Consider the following 18206-nt stretch of genomic DNA (forward strand, 5'->3'; position numbering starts at 1 on the left):
TGGGGTCGGGTGCGCGTCGCCGGACCGGCCGGATGGTGCGGGGGGCTCAGGGGCGGTTCAGGTACGGGTCAGTTGCGCCAGGTGTCGTTCAGCGTCAGCCCGCCGGAGGTGGCGGACGGCACGGTGGCCGTACGGTTGGCTCCGCTCTCCCAGGTCACGTTGCCGCCCGCGTCCTTGCGGAGGTACTTGTAGGCGAAGGCCGTACCGGCGGGCAGCGGCACATTGAGCTTCCACACGGGGTAGGCCGCCGGGTCGAGCTTGAGCGCGGTCCCGGTGTTCCAGTTGCCGAGTTCGGCCCGGTCGCCCGTGACGTAGATGTTCTGCCCGAGCTGGGTCGTCGCGTTGACGCCGAACGTCACTCCGGACGTGCCGGGCCCCGGGTTGCCGCCCCCGCCGCAGGTGCGGGCCCCGGCGTGCAGGGCGACCGCCGTGTTGGCGCCGAGGGTCGCGGTGAACTGGCCCGAGCCGTTCACGGTGACGCCGTTGCCGCTCTGCACGTCGCAGTAGTCACCGGCGGGCAGCGACGTCTGGAAGGTGCGGCTGAGCGAGGAGCCGGTGTAGTTGATGGCGACGTACGCCTTGGAGCCGCGCCCGAAGGCGATCTGGTCGCCGCCGTTGTCCCACCAGTCGGTGACCGCCTGGCCGCGCGCCGCGTTGCGGAAACCGACCATGGAGGAGATCTCGCGCCAGTCGTGCTGGCACTTCCAGCCGTCGGAGTAACAGGCGTTCACCGTGCCGCCGCCCGGCGGTCCGGCGTCATGGTCGCTGAACTCGTAGCCGGAGTGCACGTCGGGCGAGCCGTACGGGTAGGCCAGCATGAAGACGTTCGCCAGCGTGTAGGCGGCGCCGTTCTTGTAATTGAGCGTGTCGCCGCCGCGCTCGGTGTCGTGGTTGTCCACGAAAACGGCGGACTTGCCGCTCTGCATGAAGCCCCAGCCCTCGCCGAAGTTCTTCAGATGGGCCAGGTTCTCATTCAGGAAGACCTGCTTGAGGCTTCGGCCGTAGCGGAATTCCTGTACGTCTCCGGTGCCCAGGTACTCAGCCGGCGACACGGCCTCGCCGCCGCCGTAGATGGCCTCCTGCTTCCAGTACACATTCGGATCGGTCAGCCGTGACTTGATGTTGGCGAGGTCGGCGGCCGGCATGTGCTTGGCGGCGTCGATCCGGAAGCCGTCCACGCCGAGCGAGCGCAGGTCGTTCAGGTAGGCGGCGATCCGGCCGCGTACGTAGTCCTCGCCGGTGTCGAGGTCGGCGAGGCCGACGAGTTCGCAGTTCTGGACGTTGCCCCGGTCGCCGTAGTTGCTGATCTGCGAGCGGCAGTCGTCCATGTCGGCGCCCGAATAGATGCCGGGGTACTCGTACTTGGCGTACGAGGTGCCTCCGGTGCCGGTGCCCGACCCGGCCGACATGTGGTTGATGACGGTGTCGGCCATGACCTTCACCCCGGCGGCGTGGCAGGTGTTGACCATGTTCTGGAAGGCGGCGCGGTCGCCGAGGCGCCCGGCGATCTTGTAGCTGACCGGCTGGTACGAGGTCCACCACTGGCCGCCCTGGATGTGCTCCTGGGGCGGGGAGACCTGGACGTAGCCGTATCCGTCGGGGCCGAGGCTGTCGGTACAGGCTCGGGCGACCGAGTCGAACCGCCACTCGAACAGGACGGCGGTGACGTCCTTCTCGCCGGGGGGCGCCGCCTGGGCGGGGCTGCCGGGTGCGACGAGGGCCGCCGCGCCTGCCACGAGGGCGAGCGCGAGGGCGGGAGCTCTGCGGGCCATGTTTCCTCCTGCGTGGGGGGAGGTGCGGGGATCGGGCAGAGACCTCGCAAGGCAACGCGCCCCGCCCTCAAGGCTCCTGAATGTTCTTGCTGCAAGAAAGCAAAGCTTGCCGCGAGCAGACCGTACGAGGCCCGCCCCGCCCGGTCAACCCTCTGGACACCACTGGGTAACCCCGGGGAAATATCGGTGTCGTTGACGCGCAAGAACTTCCGCAAGATGTTGCGGTGTGCCGACCCCCGTACGGCACACCGCACACCTCAGGCGGTCCGAGCGCCCGCCGTCGACCCCCGTACGACCAGCTCCGGCTGGAACACGTACTCCGTACGCTGCACGGGACTTCCGCCGATCTCCTCCAGCAGGGCGCTCACCGCCGCCCCCGCCATCGCGTGGACGGGCTGACGGACCGTCGTGAGCGGCGGGTCGGTGAAGGCGATCAGCTGCGAGTCGTCGAAACCCACCACCGACACGTCCTGCGGGACGCGCAGCCCGCGTTCGCGGGCGGCCCGCACCACCCCGAGCGCCATCATGTCGCTGGCGCAGACGATGCCCGTGCAGCCCCGGTCGAGCAGGGCGCCTGCCGCGACCTGGCCGCCCTCCACGCTGAACAGCGTGCAGCACACCCACTCCTCGGCCTCCTCGCGCGCCAGCCCCAGTGTGCGGGCCAGCGCGTCGACGAAGCCCTCACGCTTGCGCGCCGACGGCACGTAGCGCAGGGGTCCCGTCGCCAGGCCGATCCGCCGGTGCCCCAGATCGGCCAGATGCCCGACGGCCATTCGCATGGCCGCCCGGTCGTCCAGGGACACGAACGGCGCGCTGACCCGGTCGTTGCAGCCGTTGATCATGACGAACGGCACACCGCGGTCGATGAGTTCGGCGTAGCGCGAGGGGTCGGCCGAGGTGTCCGCGTGCAGCCCCGACAGGAAGACGATACCGCCGACGCCGCGCTCCACGAGCTGCTCGACCAGCTCGTCCTCCGTGGCCCCGCCCGGCAGTTGGGTGCAGAGGACCGGGGTGTAGCCGTGCCCGGCCAGGACCTGTTCGACGGCCTGGGCGAACGCCGGGAAGATCGGGTTGATCAGCTCCGGGGTCACCAGCCCGATCAGCCCGGCGCTGCGCTGCCGCAGCCGTACGGGACGCTCGTACCCGAGGATGTCGAGCGCGGCGAGCACCCGTTGGCGTGTGGTGTCGGCGACGCCCGGCTTGCCGTTGAGCACCCGGCTGACCGTCGCCTCGCTGACCGATGCCTGTCCCGCGATGTCGGAGAGCCGTGGCGTACCGGCTGCCGACTTGGGGAGGGGCAGCGTCACACCGTCCACCACACCGTGGTGTCGGCGGGCAGCTCGGCCTCGACGGCGCCGGGACCGGTGCCGTCGAAGGTGACGGTGCCGGGACCGCTGGCCAGCAGGGGGCGCCCGCGCACGGGGATCCGGACCGGCGCGCCGGTCGTGTTGACCGTGCAGAGGAAGCCGGGGCGGGCGAAGACGAGCACGCCTTCCGGCGAGTCCTGCCAGTCGACCGACCCCCCGGCGCCGAGCCCGGGGTGCGCGCGCCGCGCGGCGATGGCCGACCGGTAGAGCTCCAGGCTGGAGCCCTCCACCCCGGTCTGCGCCTCGACGCTCAGCGCGCCCCAGCCGGCCGGCTGCGGCAGCCAGCTGCCGCCGGCGCCGAAGCCGTACGAGCTGCCCTCGCGGGTCCACGGGATCGGTACCCGGCAGCCGTCGCGGAAGCCGTCCTGGCCGGCGGCGCGGAAGTACGAGGGGTCCTGCCTGGCCTCGTCGGGGAGGTCGGTGACGTCGGGCAGGCCCAGCTCCTCGCCCTGGTAGAGGTAGGCGGAGCCGGGCAGGGCGAGCATCAGCAGCGTCGCCGCGCGGGCCCGGCGCAGGCCGAGTTCACGGTCACCGGCCTCCCGGAGCTGGGTGCCGAGGGAGACGGGGTGGGCGAAGCGGGTGGTGTGCCGGGTGACGTCGTGGTTGGAGAGCACCCAGGTGGTGGGGGCGCCGACGGGGCGCATCGCGGCGAGCGAGGTGTCGATGACGTCGCGGAGGGCGGCGGCGTCCCAGAAGGTGCTCAGATACTGGAAGTTGAACGCCTGGTGCATCTCGTCGGGGCGCACGTAGTTGGCGGTGCGCTCGACGGTGGGTGTCCAGGCCTCGGCGACGGCGATCCGGTCGCCGGGGTACTCGTCGAGGATGGTGCGCCAGCTGCGGTAGATCTCGTGCACGCCGTCCTGGTCGAAGAAGGGCAGGCCGTATTCACTGCTGCCGAGGAGCTTGGTCTGGCCGCCGCTGCCGATGTCCGGCAGCCCCGGGGCCTTGACGAGTCCGTGGGCGACATCGACGCGGAAGCCGTCGACGCCCATGTCGAGCCAGAACCGCAGGATGGAGCGGAACTCGTCGGCGACGGCCGGGTGGTCCCAGTTGAAGTCGGGCTGCTCGGGGGCGAACAGATGCAGATACCACTCGCCGGGGGTGCCGTCCGGGTTGGTCGTCCTGGTCCAGGCGGGACCGCCGAAGATGGACTCCCAGTCGTTGGGCGGGAGTTCGCCGGCCGCGCCCTTGCCGGGGCGGAAGTGGTAGCGCTCGCGCAGCGCCGACCCGGGGCCGTCCTGGATGGCGCGGCGGAACCAGTCGTACCGGTCGGAGGAGTGGTTGGGCACCACGTCGACGATGATGCGCAGGCCCAGCTCGTGGGCGTCGCGGATCAGCGCGTCCGCGTCGAGGAGGGAGCCGAACATGGGGTCGATGGCGCGGTAGTCGGCGACGTCGTAGCCCGCGTCGGCCTGTGGTGAGGCGTAGAAGGGGCTGAGCCAGACGGCGTCGACACCGAGCGCGCGCAGATACGGCAGCCGGCTCCGTACGCCTTCGAGATCGCCCATGCCGTCACCGTTGGAGTCGGCGAAGCTGCGCGGATAGACCTGGTAGATCACCGCGTCCTGCCACCAGCCGGAGCGGTGGGCCGGGGCGTCGTCGGACGTGCCGGTGGAAGGGGCAGCGAGGTGCTGGGTCATGTCGTCCCTGGGGGGTCTGGGTGGGAGCGGCGCCGGGATCCTGGTCGGCCTCGGCGCCGCTGTCACTGTCGCTGTGGTGCGGAAGTACGATCGGCCTGACGCTCCGTCAGCCCTTGACGGCCCCGGCGGAGACACCGGTCACCAGATGGCGCTGCGCGAACAGGAAGACGATCGCCGCGGGTATCGCGATGAGCACGGACGCCGCTGTCATCGGACCCCACTGGGCGCCGTACTGGTTGACGAACTTCTGCAGACCGCCCGCGAGGGTCAGGTTCTCGTCGCCGACCATGAAGGCGGAGGCGTACGCCACCTCGCCCCAGGCGGTGACGAAGGAGTAGAACGCGGTCACCGCCAGACCCGGCTTGGCGAGCGGCAGGATCAGCCGCCAGAAAGTGCCGAACGGTGTCAGCCCGTCGACCATGCCCGACTCGTCGATCTCGCGCGGGATGGTGTCGAAGAACCCTTTCATCATCCAGGCGCAGAACGGCACGGCGATCGTGAGGTACGTGATCACCAGTCCGGCCGCCTGGTTGAGCAGTCCCAGGTCCGACATGATGTTGTACAGCGGCACGATGAGGACCGCCATCGGGAACATCTGCGTGACCAGCAGGGTCCACATGAGGCCGCGCTTGCCGGGGAAGCGGAAGCGGCTGACGGCGTAGCCGGTGGTGGCGGCGGTGAACACACCGAGCACGGTGGTGAATCCGGCGATGAGCAGCGAGTTGCCGAACCAGGTGAGGAACGGCGTGTCGTCCAGCAGCTTGGTGTAGTTCTCGAACGTCGTCTCTTTGAAGAAGTCCGTCGTCGTGGCGTACGCGGCGGGCTTCAGCGACGTCAGCAGGACCCACAGCACGGGGAAGACGGCGATGACGGACGCCACGATGAGGGTGGCGTGCAGGCCGACGGACGCGGCCCTGGAACGCTCGCCGCGGCGCCGTACCTTCGCCGTCGGCCGCGCGGGGGCGGCGGGCGGGGCGGTCGGCGTGTTCGTTTGCGTACCGGTCACGGCGGTCACCAGGTATCTCCCTGCTTGCGGAGGACTCGTTGGTAGACCACGGCGAAGATCATCAGGAGTACGAGGATCAGTACGCCCCAGGTGGAGGACTGGGCGAAGTCGCGTGGGCTGATCTCGAAGGAGAACTTGTACGCCTGGGTCACCAGGATCTGGGTGGCCTCGCCGGGCCCGCCTCTGGTCAGCAGGAAGATCACCGGGAACATGTTGAACGTCCAGATGGTGCTCAGCAGGATCACGGTCGTGCTGACGGACCTGAGGCCGGGCATGGTGATGTGCCGGAAGCGCTGCCAGGGGCCGGCGCCGTCCATCTCGGCGGCCTCGTACATCTCCCCCGGAATGGACTGGAGTCCGCCGAGCAGGGCCACGAGCATGAACGGCACACCGAGCCAGATGTTCACGGCGATGACCGAGAACTTCGCCCAGGTCGGGTCGTTGAGCCACGGCACGGCGTCGATGCCGCCGCCGGCGAGCAGCTTGTTGAGGAAGCCGCGGTCCTCGTTGTAGAGGAAGCGCCAGGCGAAGACGGAGACGAAGCCCGGGACCGCCCACGGCAGGATGAGCATCATCCGGTAGACGGAGCGGCCCGCGATCCGGCGGTTGAGGATCCCCGCGAGGGTGAGGCCGAGGACGAAGGTGAGACCGACGCAGGAGACGGTCCACACCAGCGTCCAGCCGAGCGTGGAGAGGAACTGATCACCCGTCAGGGCGTCGGCGTAGTTGTCGAGACCGACGAACTCGTAGGTGGCGGGCAGGTGGTTGACGCCGATGTTCCGCTCGACATTGCGTTCGTTGGCGTCGGTCAGCGACAGATAGATGCCGCGGACCAGCGGGTATCCGACGATCACGCCGATCACGGCCACCACGGGGGCGACCATGGCCCAGGCGTACCAGTGCGTCGAGAGCGAACGCCGCAGCCCGCCGGGGGGTTTGCCAGTGCCGCGGCTCCGGCCGCGGGCGACTTCCGAGTCACCCGCGGCCTTCGCCACCGACTGGCCGGTGTGGACAGCCATCAGCCGGCCTGCCTTCCTTCCTCTCGGCGAAGTCCTACTTCCAGCCCTTGAGCAGCTCGCGGTAGGAGTCGCCGGTGGTCTTTACGCCCTTCTCGGGCGTGGTCTGGCCGGTGAGGACCTTCGTGTACTCGGTCACCAGCGGGGCGAACAGGCTGCCGGTCTCCGGGATCCAGGGGCGCTCGATGGCCTTGTCGACGACGGGCTTGAAGAAGCCGACGATCTCGTTCTTCGCGACCTCGGGCCGCGAGTAGACCGAGGTGCGGGTCGGCAGCAGGTTCAGCTCGGTGGTGATCTTCGCCTGGGACTCGGCGGAGGACATGTACTCGATGAACGCGTAGGAGGCGTCGAGGTTCTTGGAGCCCGCGTAGACGGCGAGGTTGTGGCCGCCCTGCGGGGCGCCCTGGCCGGCCGAGCCGGCGGGCACGGGGGCGACGCCCAGGTTGGCCTTGTCCTTGAACTGCGGTCCGGCGTAGGTGTCGGCGATCGCCCACGGGCCGTTGATCATCATGGCCACGTCGCCGTCCTTGAAGGCGGCCTGCATGTTCTCCCAGCCGTCGGTGGCGTCGGTCTTGGCGGCGCCGGAGTCGACGAGGTCCTTCACGACCTCCATGGCCTTGACGCCGGCCGGGCTGTCGACGGTGACGGTCTTGTCCTTGGCGTCGACCAGGTCGCCGCCCTCGCCGTAGAGGAACGACAGGAACCAGTACGCGTCGTCGCCGCGCAGATACATCCCGGTCTTGCCGGTCTTGTCCTTGACGGTCTTCGAGACGGTCTTCAACTCGTCGATCGTCGTGGGGACTTCGACCCCGGCGTCCTTGAAGAGCTTCTTGTTGTAGAAGATGCCGAGGGAGTCGATGACCTGCGGGACGGCGTACGTCTTGTCGTCGTACCTGGTGGAGGCGGCGGCCTGCGGCACGAAGTCCTTCTCGTCCTTCAGCGCGGGCGTGCCGTCCAGCGGCGCCAGGTAGCCGAGATCGGCGAACTCGGGCGTCCAGGCGACCTCGGAGCGGATGACGTCGGGGGCGCCGGAGCCGGACTGCGCGGCGTTCTTGAACTTGTTCTGCGCCTCGCCGAACGGCACGTTGACGTATGTGACGTCGACACCCTTGTGCTTGGCCTCGAAGTCCTCGGCGAGCTTCTTGAAGACCTTGTCCTCACTGCCCACCGTCGAGGTGTCCCACCAGGTGACCGTTCCCGAGAGCTCGCCCGAGCCCGACTTGCCCTCGGACTCCTCGTCGCCGCCGCCGCAGGCGGTCGCCGCGAGCGCCAGGGTCGCGACCAGGGCGGTGGCCGTTATGCCACGTCGCATCTGAAACTCCTTCAACTGCCGTACCGCTCCGTCGCGGCGCCGGGTCGACGTGAAGGTAACAAGGATGAAAGAAGGCCGAAAGAGCTTGCGGAAGATTCCTGCAAGCATCCTTGATCGTTACATTCATGTGTCCTCACAGTTGCCGCAAGGGTTCTTGACGGGGAGTCCGGGAGCTGGCACGTACGGTCCGTGTCGGCCGGTACCGGCTCGGTGAACGTATTGCGCACTCCGGCGTGACGTCTCGCAAGGCCTTGCAAGATTTTGCCGACGCCGGCACTGCAAGGAGCTGCAAGCCCTCCGGTGCCACCACCCGGTCGGTGCCGGTGGCTGATTCAGGCTCATGGTGGGCAATCCCGGCAGACGCCCGGTACAGTCCACTCCCATGACCGCACGGCTAGCCGACATCGCAGCCCAGGCGGGGGTCAGCGAAGCGACGGTCAGCCGCGTACTGAACGGTAAGCCGGGTGTTGCCACGGCCACCCGCGAATCCGTACTCGCCGCACTCGACGTCCTCGGCTACGAGCGCCCCGTACGGCTGCGCCGACGCAGCGCCGGCCTCGTCGGACTGATCACGCCCGAGCTGGAGAACCCGATCTTCCCCGCGCTCGCCCAGGTCATCGGCCAGGCACTGACGCGCCAGGGCTACACACCCGTTCTCGCCACCCAGACCCCCGGCGGCTCCACCGAGGACGAGCTGACGGAGATGCTGGTCGACCGTGGTGTCTCCGGCATCATCTTCGTCTCCGGTCTGCACGCCGACACCTCGGCGGACATGCAGCGCTACGAGCAACTGCGCGCCCAGGGTGTGCCGTTCGTCCTCGTCGACGGTTTCTCGCCCAAGGTCCGCGCGCCGTTCATCTCGCCGGACGACCGGGCGGCGATGCGGCTGGCCGTGACGCATCTCGTCTCGCTGGGCCACCGCCGGATCGGTCTCGCCGTCGGACCCAAGCGTTTCGTGCCGGTCCTGCGCAAGATCGAGGGCTTCCGCGCGACGATCGTTGAGCAGCTGGGGCTGGACTCCGAGGAGACGGAGGAGCTGATCGAGCACTCCCTGTACACGCTGGAGGGCGGCCAGGCGGCGACGACGGCGCTCATCGGGCGCGGCTGCACGGCGGTGGTGTGCGCGAGCGACATGATGGCGCTGGGCGCGATCCGCGCCGCCAGACAGCTCGGCAAGGACGTGCCGCGCGAGGTGTCCGTGGTCGGTTTCGACGATTCGCCCCTCATAGCGTTCACCGATCCGCCGCTCACCACCATCCGCAAGCCGGTGCCGTCGATGGGCCAGGCCGCGGTCCGTACGCTCCTGGAGGAGATCGGTGGTACACCGGCTCCGCACAGCGAGTTCGTCTTCATGCCGGAGCTGGTCGTACGCGGTTCAACCGCCTCCGGTCCGGTGCCGGGCCCCCTGGGGCGGTCCCTGAGGGAAACCGGGGCCGGGTAAGGGTCGCGGACTCGTCCGTAGGGCGTAGCACATGCGTTCAGGACCCACCCGAGGGATGATCGGTCGAGGGCGGAAATCTGGCAGACTCTCTCTCCATGGGTGAAACGACCGTGAAGATTCCGGAAGGCACGACGGCCCCGCCGACACCCCCCGCGGGTGCGACGGCCGACGCGTCCGGCCCGGCGTCCCGCACCGGTCGGCTGCACCGGATGAGGTCGCCCCGGCACCCTCGGCTCTGGTTCGAAATCCTGCTGATCGCGGTGAGTTATTGGACGTACTCACTGGTCCGTAACGCGGTGCCCGAGCAGAAGACCCAGGCCCTGCACAACGCGGACTGGATCTGGGACGTGGAACGTTCGCTGGGTCTCGCGTTCGAGGAGAGCGTCAATCATGCGGTGAATTCGGTGACATGGCTTGTCGTCGCGATGAACTACTACTACGCGACGCTCCATTTCATCGTCACGATCGCCGTGCTGGTCTGGCTCTACCGCAGCCATCCGGGCCGTTACGCGGCCAGCAGGCTCATCCTCTTCGCGACTACAGGTGCGGCACTGGTCGGTTACTATCTGTATCCGCTCGCGCCGCCCCGGTTGATGAACGGGCAAAACTTCATCGACACGGTGCAGGTCCACGAGACCTGGGGCTCGATGGCCTCGGGCAACTTCAAGGCCGTGTCGAACCAGTACGCGGCGATGCCGTCGATGCACATCGGCTGGTCGCTCTGGTGCGGGCTGACCATCTTCGCGCTGGCCAGGACGCCCTGGGTGAAGATCCTCGGACTGCTCTACCCGACTGCCACGCTGATCGTGATCGTCGCCACCGCGAACCACTTCTGGCTGGACGCGGTGGGCGGCATAATCTGCCTCGCGTTCGGCTTCGGCGTCAGTTACGTCTGGTACCGGGCGCTCCCGCACCAGCTGCCGCGGCTGATCGAGGACGACGACGAGCGCCCGGGACGACGACGCCGGCTCCGACACCCAGGCACTCACCCGGGCACTCCGGGTACGGCGGCCGCGCCTGATCCCGTCGGCCAGGCGGCCCGTACGGCACAGCCCGCTCCGCCCGCCCAGGTCCCCAGGACCGGACAGGCCGCCAGGACCGCGCCGTCCCCGCGGCGCGCGCCGTCCAGCCCGCACGGGCCTCCGCCACGGAGCGAGCCTTCCACTCAGACCGCCCCGTAGAACAGCTCGTCCATCACCGCGCGAGCCCGGCGGGTGGTCCGCAGATAGTCGTCGATCATGTCGCCGGTGTGGCCGTTGTACGGGGTGGGGCCGGGCGCCATCGACCCGGGGCCGTAGCCCAAGTACCGTCCCATGGCGGCCAGTTCCCGGCCGTCCGACGGAAAGGTGTCGCCCGCCCTGCCGCGCACGAGCATCACGCCGTTGCGCACCCGGGTCGCCAGCACCCACGCCTCGTCGAGGATGTGGGCGTGCTCCTCGCAGATCAGGCCCGCGGTGTGCGCGGCGGCCAGTGCCTCGCGCGTACGGGTCGTGCGCAGGCCGGGCACCTCCCAGGCGTGCTGCATCTGGATCAGCTGTACCGTCCACTCGACGTCCGACAGCCCGCCCCGGCCCAGTTTGGTGTGCAGGTTGGGGTCGGCGCCGCGCGGCAGCCGCTCCGACTCCATCCGCGCCTTGAGCCGGCGGATCTCCCGTACGGCGGCGTCGCTCAGGCCGTTGTCGGGATAGCGCAGCGGGTCGATCAGCTCGATGAAGTCGCGGCCCAGTTCCACGTCCCCCGCCATCGGTTCGGCGCGCAGCAGCGCCTGGCTCTCCCAGCCCAGCGACCAGCGGCGGTAGTAGGCGGCGTAGGAGGCGAGGGTGCGCACCAGCGGGCCGGTCTTGCCCTCCGGTCGCAGATCGGCGTCGATCATCAACGGCGGGTCGGACGTGGGCAGTTGGAGAAGTCTGCGCATCTCGGAGACGACAGTGCTGGCGGCGCGTGACGCCTCCTGGTCGCTGACGCCCTCGCGCGGCTCGTACACGAACAGGACGTCCGCGTCGGAGCCGTATCCCTGCTCATGGCCGCCGAAGCGGCCCATGCCGATGACCGCGAACCTGGCGGGCAGGGTGTCGCCCCACGTCCGGCGCACGGCGGCGCGCAACGCACCCGACAGGGTGGCGGAGTTGAGGTCGGTGACGGCGTTGCCGACCCGGTCGACGAGTGCGCCGGGGTCCTCCTCCGCGGGGCTCTCCTCGGTGCCGTAGGAGCCGATGATGTCGGCGGCGGCGGTGCGGAACAGCTCGCGGCGGCGCACCCCGCGGGTGACGGCGACGGCGATCTCGGCGGTCTCGGCGCGTCCGACGGCGGCCAGCACCTCCTGCTCCAGATGGTCACGGCCGCGCGGTCTCAGTCCGTTCGGGTCGCCGAGGATGGCGACCGCCTCCGGGGCGCGCAGCAGCAGGTCGGGGGCGAGGCGCCCGGCGGACAGCACCCGGGCCAGATTCTCGGCGGCCGCTCCCTCGTCGCGCAGGAGCCGCAGATACCAGGGGGTCTTGCCGAGGGCGTCCGAGACCTTGCGGAATCCGAGCAGCCCGGCGTCCGGGTCGGCGGAGTCCGCGAACCACCCCAACAGCACGGGCAGCAGCGTGCGTTGGATGGCGGCCTTGCGGCTCACACCGGACGACAGCGCCTCCAGATGCCGCAGCGCGGACACCGGGTCGGCGTAGCCGAGGGCTTCCAGGCGCTGCCCGGCCGCCTTCGTACTGAGCCTGATCTCGCCGGGGGCGAGCTGGGCCACGGCGTCGAGCAGCGGCCGGTAGAAGAGCTTCTCGTGCAGCCGCCGCACCATCGAAGCGTGCCGTTTCCAGGCCCTGTTGAGCTCACCGACCGGTTCGGTCCGCAGCCCGAGGGTGCGTCCGAGCCGGCGCAGATCGGCCTCGTCGTCGGGCACCAGATGCGTACGGCGCAGCCGGAACAGCTGGATGTGGTGCTCCATGGAACGCAGGAAGCGGTACGCCTCGTCGAGCTGCGCCGCGTCGGTCCTGCCGACGTAGCCGCCGGCGGCGAGGGCCCGCAGGGCGACGAGGGTGGTACCGCTGCGCAGCGACGCGTCGCTGCGGCCGTGCACCAACTGGAGTAGCTGGACGGCGAATTCGACGTCCCGCAGCCCGCCGGGGCCGAGCTTCAGCTCACGGTCGACCTGGCCCACGGGGATGTTGTCGACGACCCGGCGGCGCATCTTCTGTACGTCGGGCACGAAGTTCTCGCGGTCTGCGGCCTGCCAGACCATGGGCGAGACGGCGTCCACGTAGTCCCTGCCGAGGGCGAGATCCCCGGCCACGGCGCGCGCCTTGAGCAGGGCCTGGAACTCCCAGGTCTTGGCCCAGCGCTGGTAGTAGGCGAGATGGCTGGAGAGGGTGCGGACCAGCGGGCCGTTGCGGCCCTCGGGGCGCAGGTTCGCGTCGACGGGCCAGATGGTCCCCTCGGCGGTCGTCTCGGAGCAGATCCGCATCATGTGGGCGGCGAGCCGGGTGGCCGCCTGGAGGGCCTTGGCCTCGGTCTTCGGCGTGTCGCCGGCGTCCTCGCCCGCCATGTGGTGGTCGTGGACCAGGGTGTGGGCGGGCTCGCCGACGAAGATGACGTCGACGTCGGAGACGTAGTTCAGCTCCTGACCGCCGCACTTGCCGAGCGCCACGACCGCGAGCCGGCACAGCGCCGCGTCCTCGGGGGCGGAGGTGCGGGCGACGGCGAGCGCGGCGCGGAGCGTGGCGGTCGCGAGGTCGGCGAGTTCGGAGGCGGTCTGCGCGACGTCGGCCGTGCCGCAGACGTCGCGGGCGGCCAGGGAGAGCAGACAGCGGCGGTAGGCGATGCGCAGCGTGTCGACGTCGTGCGCCTCGGCGAGCCCGGCCTCGAACTCGGCGACGCCGGGGTGCAGATCGGCGGACTCGTACGTGACGAGGACCCGCCAGTCGGCGGGGTGCCTGGCCAGGTGGTCGCCGAGCGCCTCGGACACGCCGAGCACGCCCAGCAGCCTGTCCCGCAGGGGCTTCGCGGCGATCAGGGTGTCCAGCAGGACCTGGCGGTCGTCGCTCTCGTGCGCCTCGACGAGCCGGACGAGGCCGCGCAGTGCCAGATCGGGATCGGCGGTGGCTCCCAGCGCGTCGAGGAGGACGGAGTCCCCGCGTACGGAGGCCATCTCGGGGACGGCGAGCAGGTACTCGGCGGCGGAGGGGTCGGTGAAACCGTGCCGGAGCAGACGGGTGAAGGTACTGCTCCTGCGTCCCTGCACCGTCATCCGGCCTTTCCGTCTGTCCGATCAAGATCCGGGCCCGAGCCTAGTACTCCGTCACTCGCCCGGGGCCGGTGTGCCGGCCGGGCGCTGAGTCCTGGTGTCGCGGACGGTCATCACTTACGGAAGGGTCGTGAGCGTACTCCCGCTCGCCGCCGTACAGGACCTCTCTCGAAGGGACCGCGCCATGGCGCACAGAGAACCGACCAGCACGCACCTGGACGACCGCTACAGCCACCCGACGGCCGCCGCGGAGGACTGGGCCGACGCGGTGGCCCGGCTGACGGAGGCCGAGATCTTCTGGCTCTCGACCGTACGCCCCGACGGCCGCCCCCACGTCACCCCGCTGCTGACGATCTGGTCACGGGACGCGCTGTACTTCAGCTCGGGCGAGCGGGAGCGGAAGGTCATGAACCTCCAGGACAACCCCGAGGTCGTCCTCACCACCGGCACGAACGCGCTCAACGAGGGCCACGACCTGGTGGTCGAGGGCGAGGCGGTCCAGGAGACGGACGACGCGCGCCTGCGCGAACTGGCGGCGATGTACGAGCGGAAGTATGGCTCGGTCTGGCACTTCGACGTGAAGGACGGCGCGTTCGTGGGCGCGGGCGGTCCGGCCCTGGTATTCGGGGTCACCCCCCGCGCGGCCTTCTGCTTCGCCAAGTCCCCCTACAGCCAGACCCGCTGGCAATTCGCCTGACGGCACGGCCCCGCGTCTTCCGGTCGAGGCGCGGCATCGGCGGTGTGGAGTCCGGCTTGCCCGAGGGGGGCTGGACGCGTGGTCGTACCATGGGTTATCGCCATGGACACGATCAGCATGTGGGAATTCGTCGCGCTCGCCGCCGCTGCCGCGCTCGTGGGCTTCTCCAAGACGGCCGTCAGCGGTGCCAACACCGTCAGTCTCGCGGTGTTCGCCGCCGTGCTGCCGGCCCGCGAGTCGACCGGTGTGCTCCTGCCGATCCTCATCGTGGGCGACACCATCGCCGTTCTCACCTACCGTCGCCACGCGCACTGGCCGACCCTGTGGCGGCTCTTCCCGGCCGTCGCCGCCGGTGTGGTGGTCGGCACCGTCTTCATGCTGTGGGCCGACGACGAAGCCGTACGCGTCTCCATCGGCTCGATCCTCCTGCTGATGGCGGGCGTCACCATCTGGCGGCGCCGTTACGCGCCGGAGGAGGACACCCCCCAGGATTCGGCGTCGCTCAAGGGCCGCGTCAAGGCGCGTCTCTACGGGGTGCTCGGCGGGTTCACGACGATGGTCGCCAACGCGGGCGGTCCCGTCATGTCGATGTACCTGCTGTCGGCCGGCTTCCGAAAGCTCGGCTTCCTGGGTACGTCCGCGTGGTTCTTCCTGATCGTCAACACCACGAAGGTGCCCTTCAGCGCGGGCCTCGGACTGATCGACCGCGACTCACTCGTGCTGGACGCGCTGCTCGTGTTCTTCGTCCTGCCCGGCGCACTCGTCGGGAAGCTGTGCGTGGCCCGTATCGACCAACGGGTCTTCGAGCGACTGGTGATCGGCGCGACGGTGCTGGGCGGTCTTCAACTGCTGCTGCGCTGACCCACGTCGTACGACCGACGCGCGGACTCCCGTACCGGCACGGCCGGGGTGACGGTGCGGACGGCACGGGCCCCGGAGGCGTTCCCGCTCCTGGTGGGGAGCCTGGTCCGCGCGTGGGGCCCGGTGCCGTTCGCGATGTCGGTCGCCCGCTGACGGGCGGACACCCCCTGCGGCTACAGCACCGGCAGCAGGTTCTTCAGCTCGAAGGCAGTGACCTCGGAGCGGTACTCCTCCCACTCGCGCTTCTTGTTGCGCAGGAAGAAGTCGAAGACGTGCTCGCCCAGCGTCTCCGCGACCAGTTCACTCCGCTCCATCAGCGAGATCGCCTCACCGAGGTTCTGCGGCAGCGGCTCGATGCCCATCGCGCGGCGCTCCGCGTCGGACAGCGCCCACACGTCGTCGTCGGCGCCCGCCGGCAGTTCGTAGCCCTCCTCGATGCCCTTCAGGCCGGCGGCGAGGAGCACCGCGTACGTCAGGTAGGGGTTCGCCCCGGAGTCGATGGAGCGGACCTCCACCCGCGCGGAGCCGGTCTTGCCGGGCTTGTACATCGGGACGCGGATCAGGGCGGAGCGGTTGTTGTGGCCCCAGCAGATGTAGGAGGGGGCCTCGCCGCCCGAGCCCGCCGTGCGGGTGGAGCCGCCCCAGATGCGCTTGTAGGAGTTGACCCACTGGTTGGTGACGGCCGAGATCTCGGCGGCGTGCTTGAGCAGTCCGGCGATGAACGACCGGCCGACCTTGGAGAGCTGGTACTCGGCGCCGGACTCGTAGAACGCGTTGCGGTCTCCCTCGAAGAGGGAGAGGTGGGTGTGCATGCCGGAGCCCGGGTACTCGCTGAACGGCTTCGGCATGAAGGACGCCTGGACGCCCTGCTCCAGTGCGACCTGCTTCATGACCAGGCGGAAGGTCATGATGTTGTCGGCGGTGGAGAGCGCGTCGGCGTACCGCAGGTCGATCTCCTGCTGGCCGGGAGCGCCCTCGTGGTGGCTGAACTCCACGGAGATGCCCATGGATTCGAGCATGGTGATCGCCTGGCGGCGGAAGTCCATGCCCACGTTCTGCGGGGTGTGGTCGAAGTAGCCGGAGCTGTCCGCGGGGGTCGGGCGGGTGCCGTCGACCGGCTTGTCCTTGAGGAGGAAGAACTCGATCTCGGGGTGGGTGTAGAAGGTGAAGCCGAGGTCCGAGGTCTTGGCGAGCATCCTCTTCAGGACGTAGCGCGGGTCCGCGAAGGACGGCGAGCCGTCGGGCATCAGGATGTCGCAGAACATCCGGGCGGTGCCCGGGGCCTCCGCCCGCCACGGCAGGATCTGGAAGGTACCGGGATCGGGCTTGGCGATCATGTCCGACTCGTACACCCGTGCGAAGCCCTCGATGGCCGAGCCGTCGAAGCCGATGCCTTCGTCGAATGCCTGTTCCAGCTCGGCGGGGGCGACGGCGACCGACTTGAGGAAGCCGAGCACATCGGTGAACCACAGGCGTACGAAGCGGATGTCACGTTCCTCGAGGGTCCGGAGGACGAATTCCTGCTGCTTGTCCATGTCTGCTGTCCTACCCATCCTTGCCGGTCAGGCCGCCTGCTCCCACGCTGCCGAGTACACCGGGGCACCCGAGCATGACACCACAGGATTTCCGGAAGGTTGCACACCGGCGTACTAAAGCATTGTCAGACACGCGCCCCGTCCGCCGCGCGTCCGGGGGGCCTCAGTGGAGCGGCGCCGCCGTGTCCGACCAGCCCAGCGGGTACGGCTCCCCGTCGTCGCCCGGCATGGGCCGCTCCCCGCCCGCCTCGGTGAACGCCGTGAGGGCCTCCACGAGCGCCGTGCGCTGCTCGGGGGCCAGCCGCTCCACGATCGCCGTGATCTCGCGTCTGCGCGCCGCCGAGACGTCCGAGACCAGCGAGCGGCCCTCGTCCGTGAGCCGCAGCACCGTCTCCCGTCGGTTGCCGGGATTGACCTCCCGCTCGGCGAGCCCGGCCGCGATGAGCCGGTCGACCATCCGCATCGCGGTGGAGGGGTTCACCCCGAGCCGCTCGGCGAGCGACACCAGGTTCGCGCCGCCGTGCGCGGCGAGCACCTTCAGCAGTCTGAACTGGGGCAGGGTGACCCGGTCCTCGACAGCGGTCAGGGAACGGACGGACACCGCGACGAGCAGCCGTGAGGCGATCAGGACCGCCCGGGTCACGGCGTCGACATCGGGCTCGCTCGGCTGAGGTTCCGGAGGGTCGGCCATGACCTCTTTGTACCGCGCCGGAGCATTGGCGGACCCCTCCCGTACGGCCGCGTTGTGCCGCCCCACGGCACGTTCCGGACTCGGTACCCCCTGCGTACTCCTGCTCGGCCACCTGTACGGACTACGATCTGCGCCCATGGGGGGACGACAGCGCATACGTCACGCGCGTCCCACGGCCTTGCTCAGCGCCGTGGTGACGCTGCTCGCCGCGCTCTACTTCTGTCTGACCCCCGTCGGCACGCACCACTCGGCCTCCTCGTCGCCGACGGCGGAAGCGCCCGCGCAGACCGCGCGCACCGGCATCACCCTCCGTACGGATGTGGAGGGCACGGCCGCCCGGCCCGCCGCGGCCCCCGAGTACACCTGCCCGTACGACCCGAGCGGCTGCCGCTTCCTCCCGCACCTGTCTCCGGCCGTGCTCACCGCGCCGCACCCCGCCGACCCGCTCGGCGCCGGCGACGTGAGCCCCGCGCATCTCGCACTGCCACCCAGCACCGGCCAGGTGTCCCGGTCCGGAGCGTTTCCCCGCGCGCCGGACCTCCACGTCCTTCAGGTACTGCGGACGTAGCCGGGCCCGCGCCCCACCGGGTGCCCGTAACTCCCCCACCCCCGTTCCGCAGGCTTTTCGAGAAGG

The 18206-nt window shown here is 69.9% G+C and carries 14 protein-coding genes; 5 read left to right on the top strand and 9 right to left on the bottom strand.

What is annotated here, in order from left to right:
• Positions 1–68: 68 nt before the first annotated feature.
• The 6 genes from ACIBBB_RS08470 to ACIBBB_RS08495 form a co-directional block, all read right to left on the bottom strand.
• Entirely contained in the window at positions 69–1772 is a 1704-nt protein-coding gene (locus ACIBBB_RS08470; RefSeq protein ID WP_398980160.1) for a carbohydrate-binding module family 20 domain-containing protein, read from the bottom strand.
• 257 nt (positions 1773–2029) lie between these two features.
• Positions 2030–3091: a LacI family DNA-binding transcriptional regulator gene (locus ACIBBB_RS08475; protein ID WP_398980162.1), complete on the bottom strand. Its 1062-nt coding sequence runs from the start codon at positions 3089–3091 to the stop codon at positions 2030–2032.
• Positions 3076–4779, bottom strand: coding sequence for an alpha-amylase family glycosyl hydrolase (locus tag ACIBBB_RS08480; protein ID WP_398980164.1), 1704 nt, complete (start codon positions 4777–4779; stop codon positions 3076–3078). The genes ACIBBB_RS08475 and ACIBBB_RS08480 overlap by 16 nt, the downstream gene beginning before the upstream one ends.
• A gap of 106 nt (positions 4780–4885) precedes the next feature.
• Positions 4886–5785, bottom strand: coding sequence for a sugar ABC transporter permease (locus ACIBBB_RS08485; RefSeq protein WP_398980748.1), 900 nt, complete (start codon positions 5783–5785; stop codon positions 4886–4888).
• A gap of 5 nt (positions 5786–5790) precedes the next feature.
• Positions 5791–6804, bottom strand: coding sequence for a carbohydrate ABC transporter permease (locus ACIBBB_RS08490; RefSeq protein ID WP_398980166.1), 1014 nt, complete (start codon positions 6802–6804; stop codon positions 5791–5793).
• Between the two features lie 34 nt (positions 6805–6838).
• Positions 6839–8113 (bottom strand): extracellular solute-binding protein, encoded by a 1275-nt coding sequence (locus tag ACIBBB_RS08495; RefSeq protein ID WP_398980168.1) that lies wholly within the window; start codon positions 8111–8113, stop codon positions 6839–6841.
• A gap of 382 nt (positions 8114–8495) precedes the next feature.
• Between ACIBBB_RS08495 and ACIBBB_RS08500 the strand changes: the two genes are divergently transcribed.
• Entirely contained in the window at positions 8496–9554 is a 1059-nt protein-coding gene (locus tag ACIBBB_RS08500) for a LacI family DNA-binding transcriptional regulator (RefSeq protein ID WP_398980170.1), read from the top strand.
• A 95-nt stretch (positions 9555–9649) separates the two neighbouring features.
• A complete protein-coding gene (locus ACIBBB_RS08505; RefSeq protein ID WP_398980172.1) occupies positions 9650–10735 on the top strand; it encodes a phosphatase PAP2 family protein in 1086 nt (361 codons plus the stop codon).
• Here ACIBBB_RS08505 and ACIBBB_RS08510 read toward each other — a convergent pair.
• Entirely contained in the window at positions 10720–13791 is a 3072-nt protein-coding gene (locus tag ACIBBB_RS08510; protein WP_398980174.1) for a bifunctional [glutamine synthetase] adenylyltransferase/[glutamine synthetase]-adenylyl-L-tyrosine phosphorylase, read from the bottom strand. The two genes, ACIBBB_RS08505 and ACIBBB_RS08510, sit on opposite strands and share 16 nt — an antisense overlap.
• A 181-nt stretch (positions 13792–13972) precedes the next feature.
• Between ACIBBB_RS08510 and ACIBBB_RS08515 the strand changes: the two genes are divergently transcribed.
• Positions 13973–14485, top strand: coding sequence for a pyridoxamine 5'-phosphate oxidase family protein (locus ACIBBB_RS08515; RefSeq protein WP_398980749.1), 513 nt, complete (start codon positions 13973–13975; stop codon positions 14483–14485).
• Positions 14486–14587: 102 nt separating this feature from the next.
• Positions 14588–15346 (top strand): sulfite exporter TauE/SafE family protein, encoded by a 759-nt coding sequence (locus ACIBBB_RS08520; RefSeq protein ID WP_398980176.1) that lies wholly within the window; start codon positions 14588–14590, stop codon positions 15344–15346.
• A gap of 173 nt (positions 15347–15519) precedes the next feature.
• On the opposite strand, the gene glnA is transcribed toward ACIBBB_RS08520, so the two are convergent.
• The gene (glnA, locus tag ACIBBB_RS08525) at positions 15520–16881 is read right to left on the bottom strand and encodes a type I glutamate--ammonia ligase (protein WP_189108045.1); all 1362 of its coding nucleotides are present in this window, start codon (positions 16879–16881) and stop codon (positions 15520–15522) included.
• A gap of 163 nt (positions 16882–17044) precedes the next feature.
• The gene (locus ACIBBB_RS08530) at positions 17045–17572 is read right to left on the bottom strand and encodes a MarR family winged helix-turn-helix transcriptional regulator (RefSeq protein WP_398980178.1); all 528 of its coding nucleotides are present in this window, start codon (positions 17570–17572) and stop codon (positions 17045–17047) included.
• Positions 17573–17708: 136 nt separating this feature from the next.
• Between ACIBBB_RS08530 and ACIBBB_RS08535 the strand changes: the two genes are divergently transcribed.
• A complete protein-coding gene (locus ACIBBB_RS08535; protein WP_398980180.1) occupies positions 17709–18140 on the top strand; it encodes a hypothetical protein in 432 nt (143 codons plus the stop codon).
• The last annotated feature ends 66 nt before the right edge of the window (positions 18141–18206 follow it).

Source organism: Streptomyces sp. NPDC051217 (genome assembly GCF_044455465.1).
GTDB lineage: Bacteria > Actinomycetota > Actinomycetes > Streptomycetales > Streptomycetaceae > Streptomyces.

Excerpts from the sequence above, each read along its gene's own strand:
- ACIBBB_RS08480 (WP_398980164.1), bottom strand. The coding sequence starts at position 4,779 with ATGACCCAGCACCTCGCTGCCCCTTCCACCGGCACGTCCGACGACGCC.
- ACIBBB_RS08495 (WP_398980168.1), bottom strand. The coding sequence starts at position 8,113 with ATGCGACGTGGCATAACGGCCACCGCCCTGGTCGCGACCCTGGCGCTC.
- ACIBBB_RS08510 (WP_398980174.1), bottom strand. The coding sequence starts at position 13,791 with ATGACGGTGCAGGGACGCAGGAGCAGTACCTTCACCCGTCTGCTCCGG.
- ACIBBB_RS08520 (WP_398980176.1), top strand. The coding sequence starts at position 14,588 with ATGGACACGATCAGCATGTGGGAATTCGTCGCGCTCGCCGCCGCTGCC.
- ACIBBB_RS08490 (WP_398980166.1), bottom strand. The coding sequence starts at position 6,804 with ATGGCTGTCCACACCGGCCAGTCGGTGGCGAAGGCCGCGGGTGACTCG.
- ACIBBB_RS08470 (WP_398980160.1), bottom strand. The coding sequence starts at position 1,772 with ATGGCCCGCAGAGCTCCCGCCCTCGCGCTCGCCCTCGTGGCAGGCGCG.
- glnA (WP_189108045.1), bottom strand. The coding sequence starts at position 16,881 with ATGGACAAGCAGCAGGAATTCGTCCTCCGGACCCTCGAGGAACGTGAC.
- ACIBBB_RS08535 (WP_398980180.1), top strand. The coding sequence starts at position 17,709 with ATGGGGGGACGACAGCGCATACGTCACGCGCGTCCCACGGCCTTGCTC.
- ACIBBB_RS08530 (WP_398980178.1), bottom strand. The coding sequence starts at position 17,572 with ATGGCCGACCCTCCGGAACCTCAGCCGAGCGAGCCCGATGTCGACGCC.
- ACIBBB_RS08505 (WP_398980172.1), top strand. The coding sequence starts at position 9,650 with ATGGGTGAAACGACCGTGAAGATTCCGGAAGGCACGACGGCCCCGCCG.
- ACIBBB_RS08515 (WP_398980749.1), top strand. The coding sequence starts at position 13,973 with ATGGCGCACAGAGAACCGACCAGCACGCACCTGGACGACCGCTACAGC.
- ACIBBB_RS08500 (WP_398980170.1), top strand. The coding sequence starts at position 8,496 with ATGACCGCACGGCTAGCCGACATCGCAGCCCAGGCGGGGGTCAGCGAA.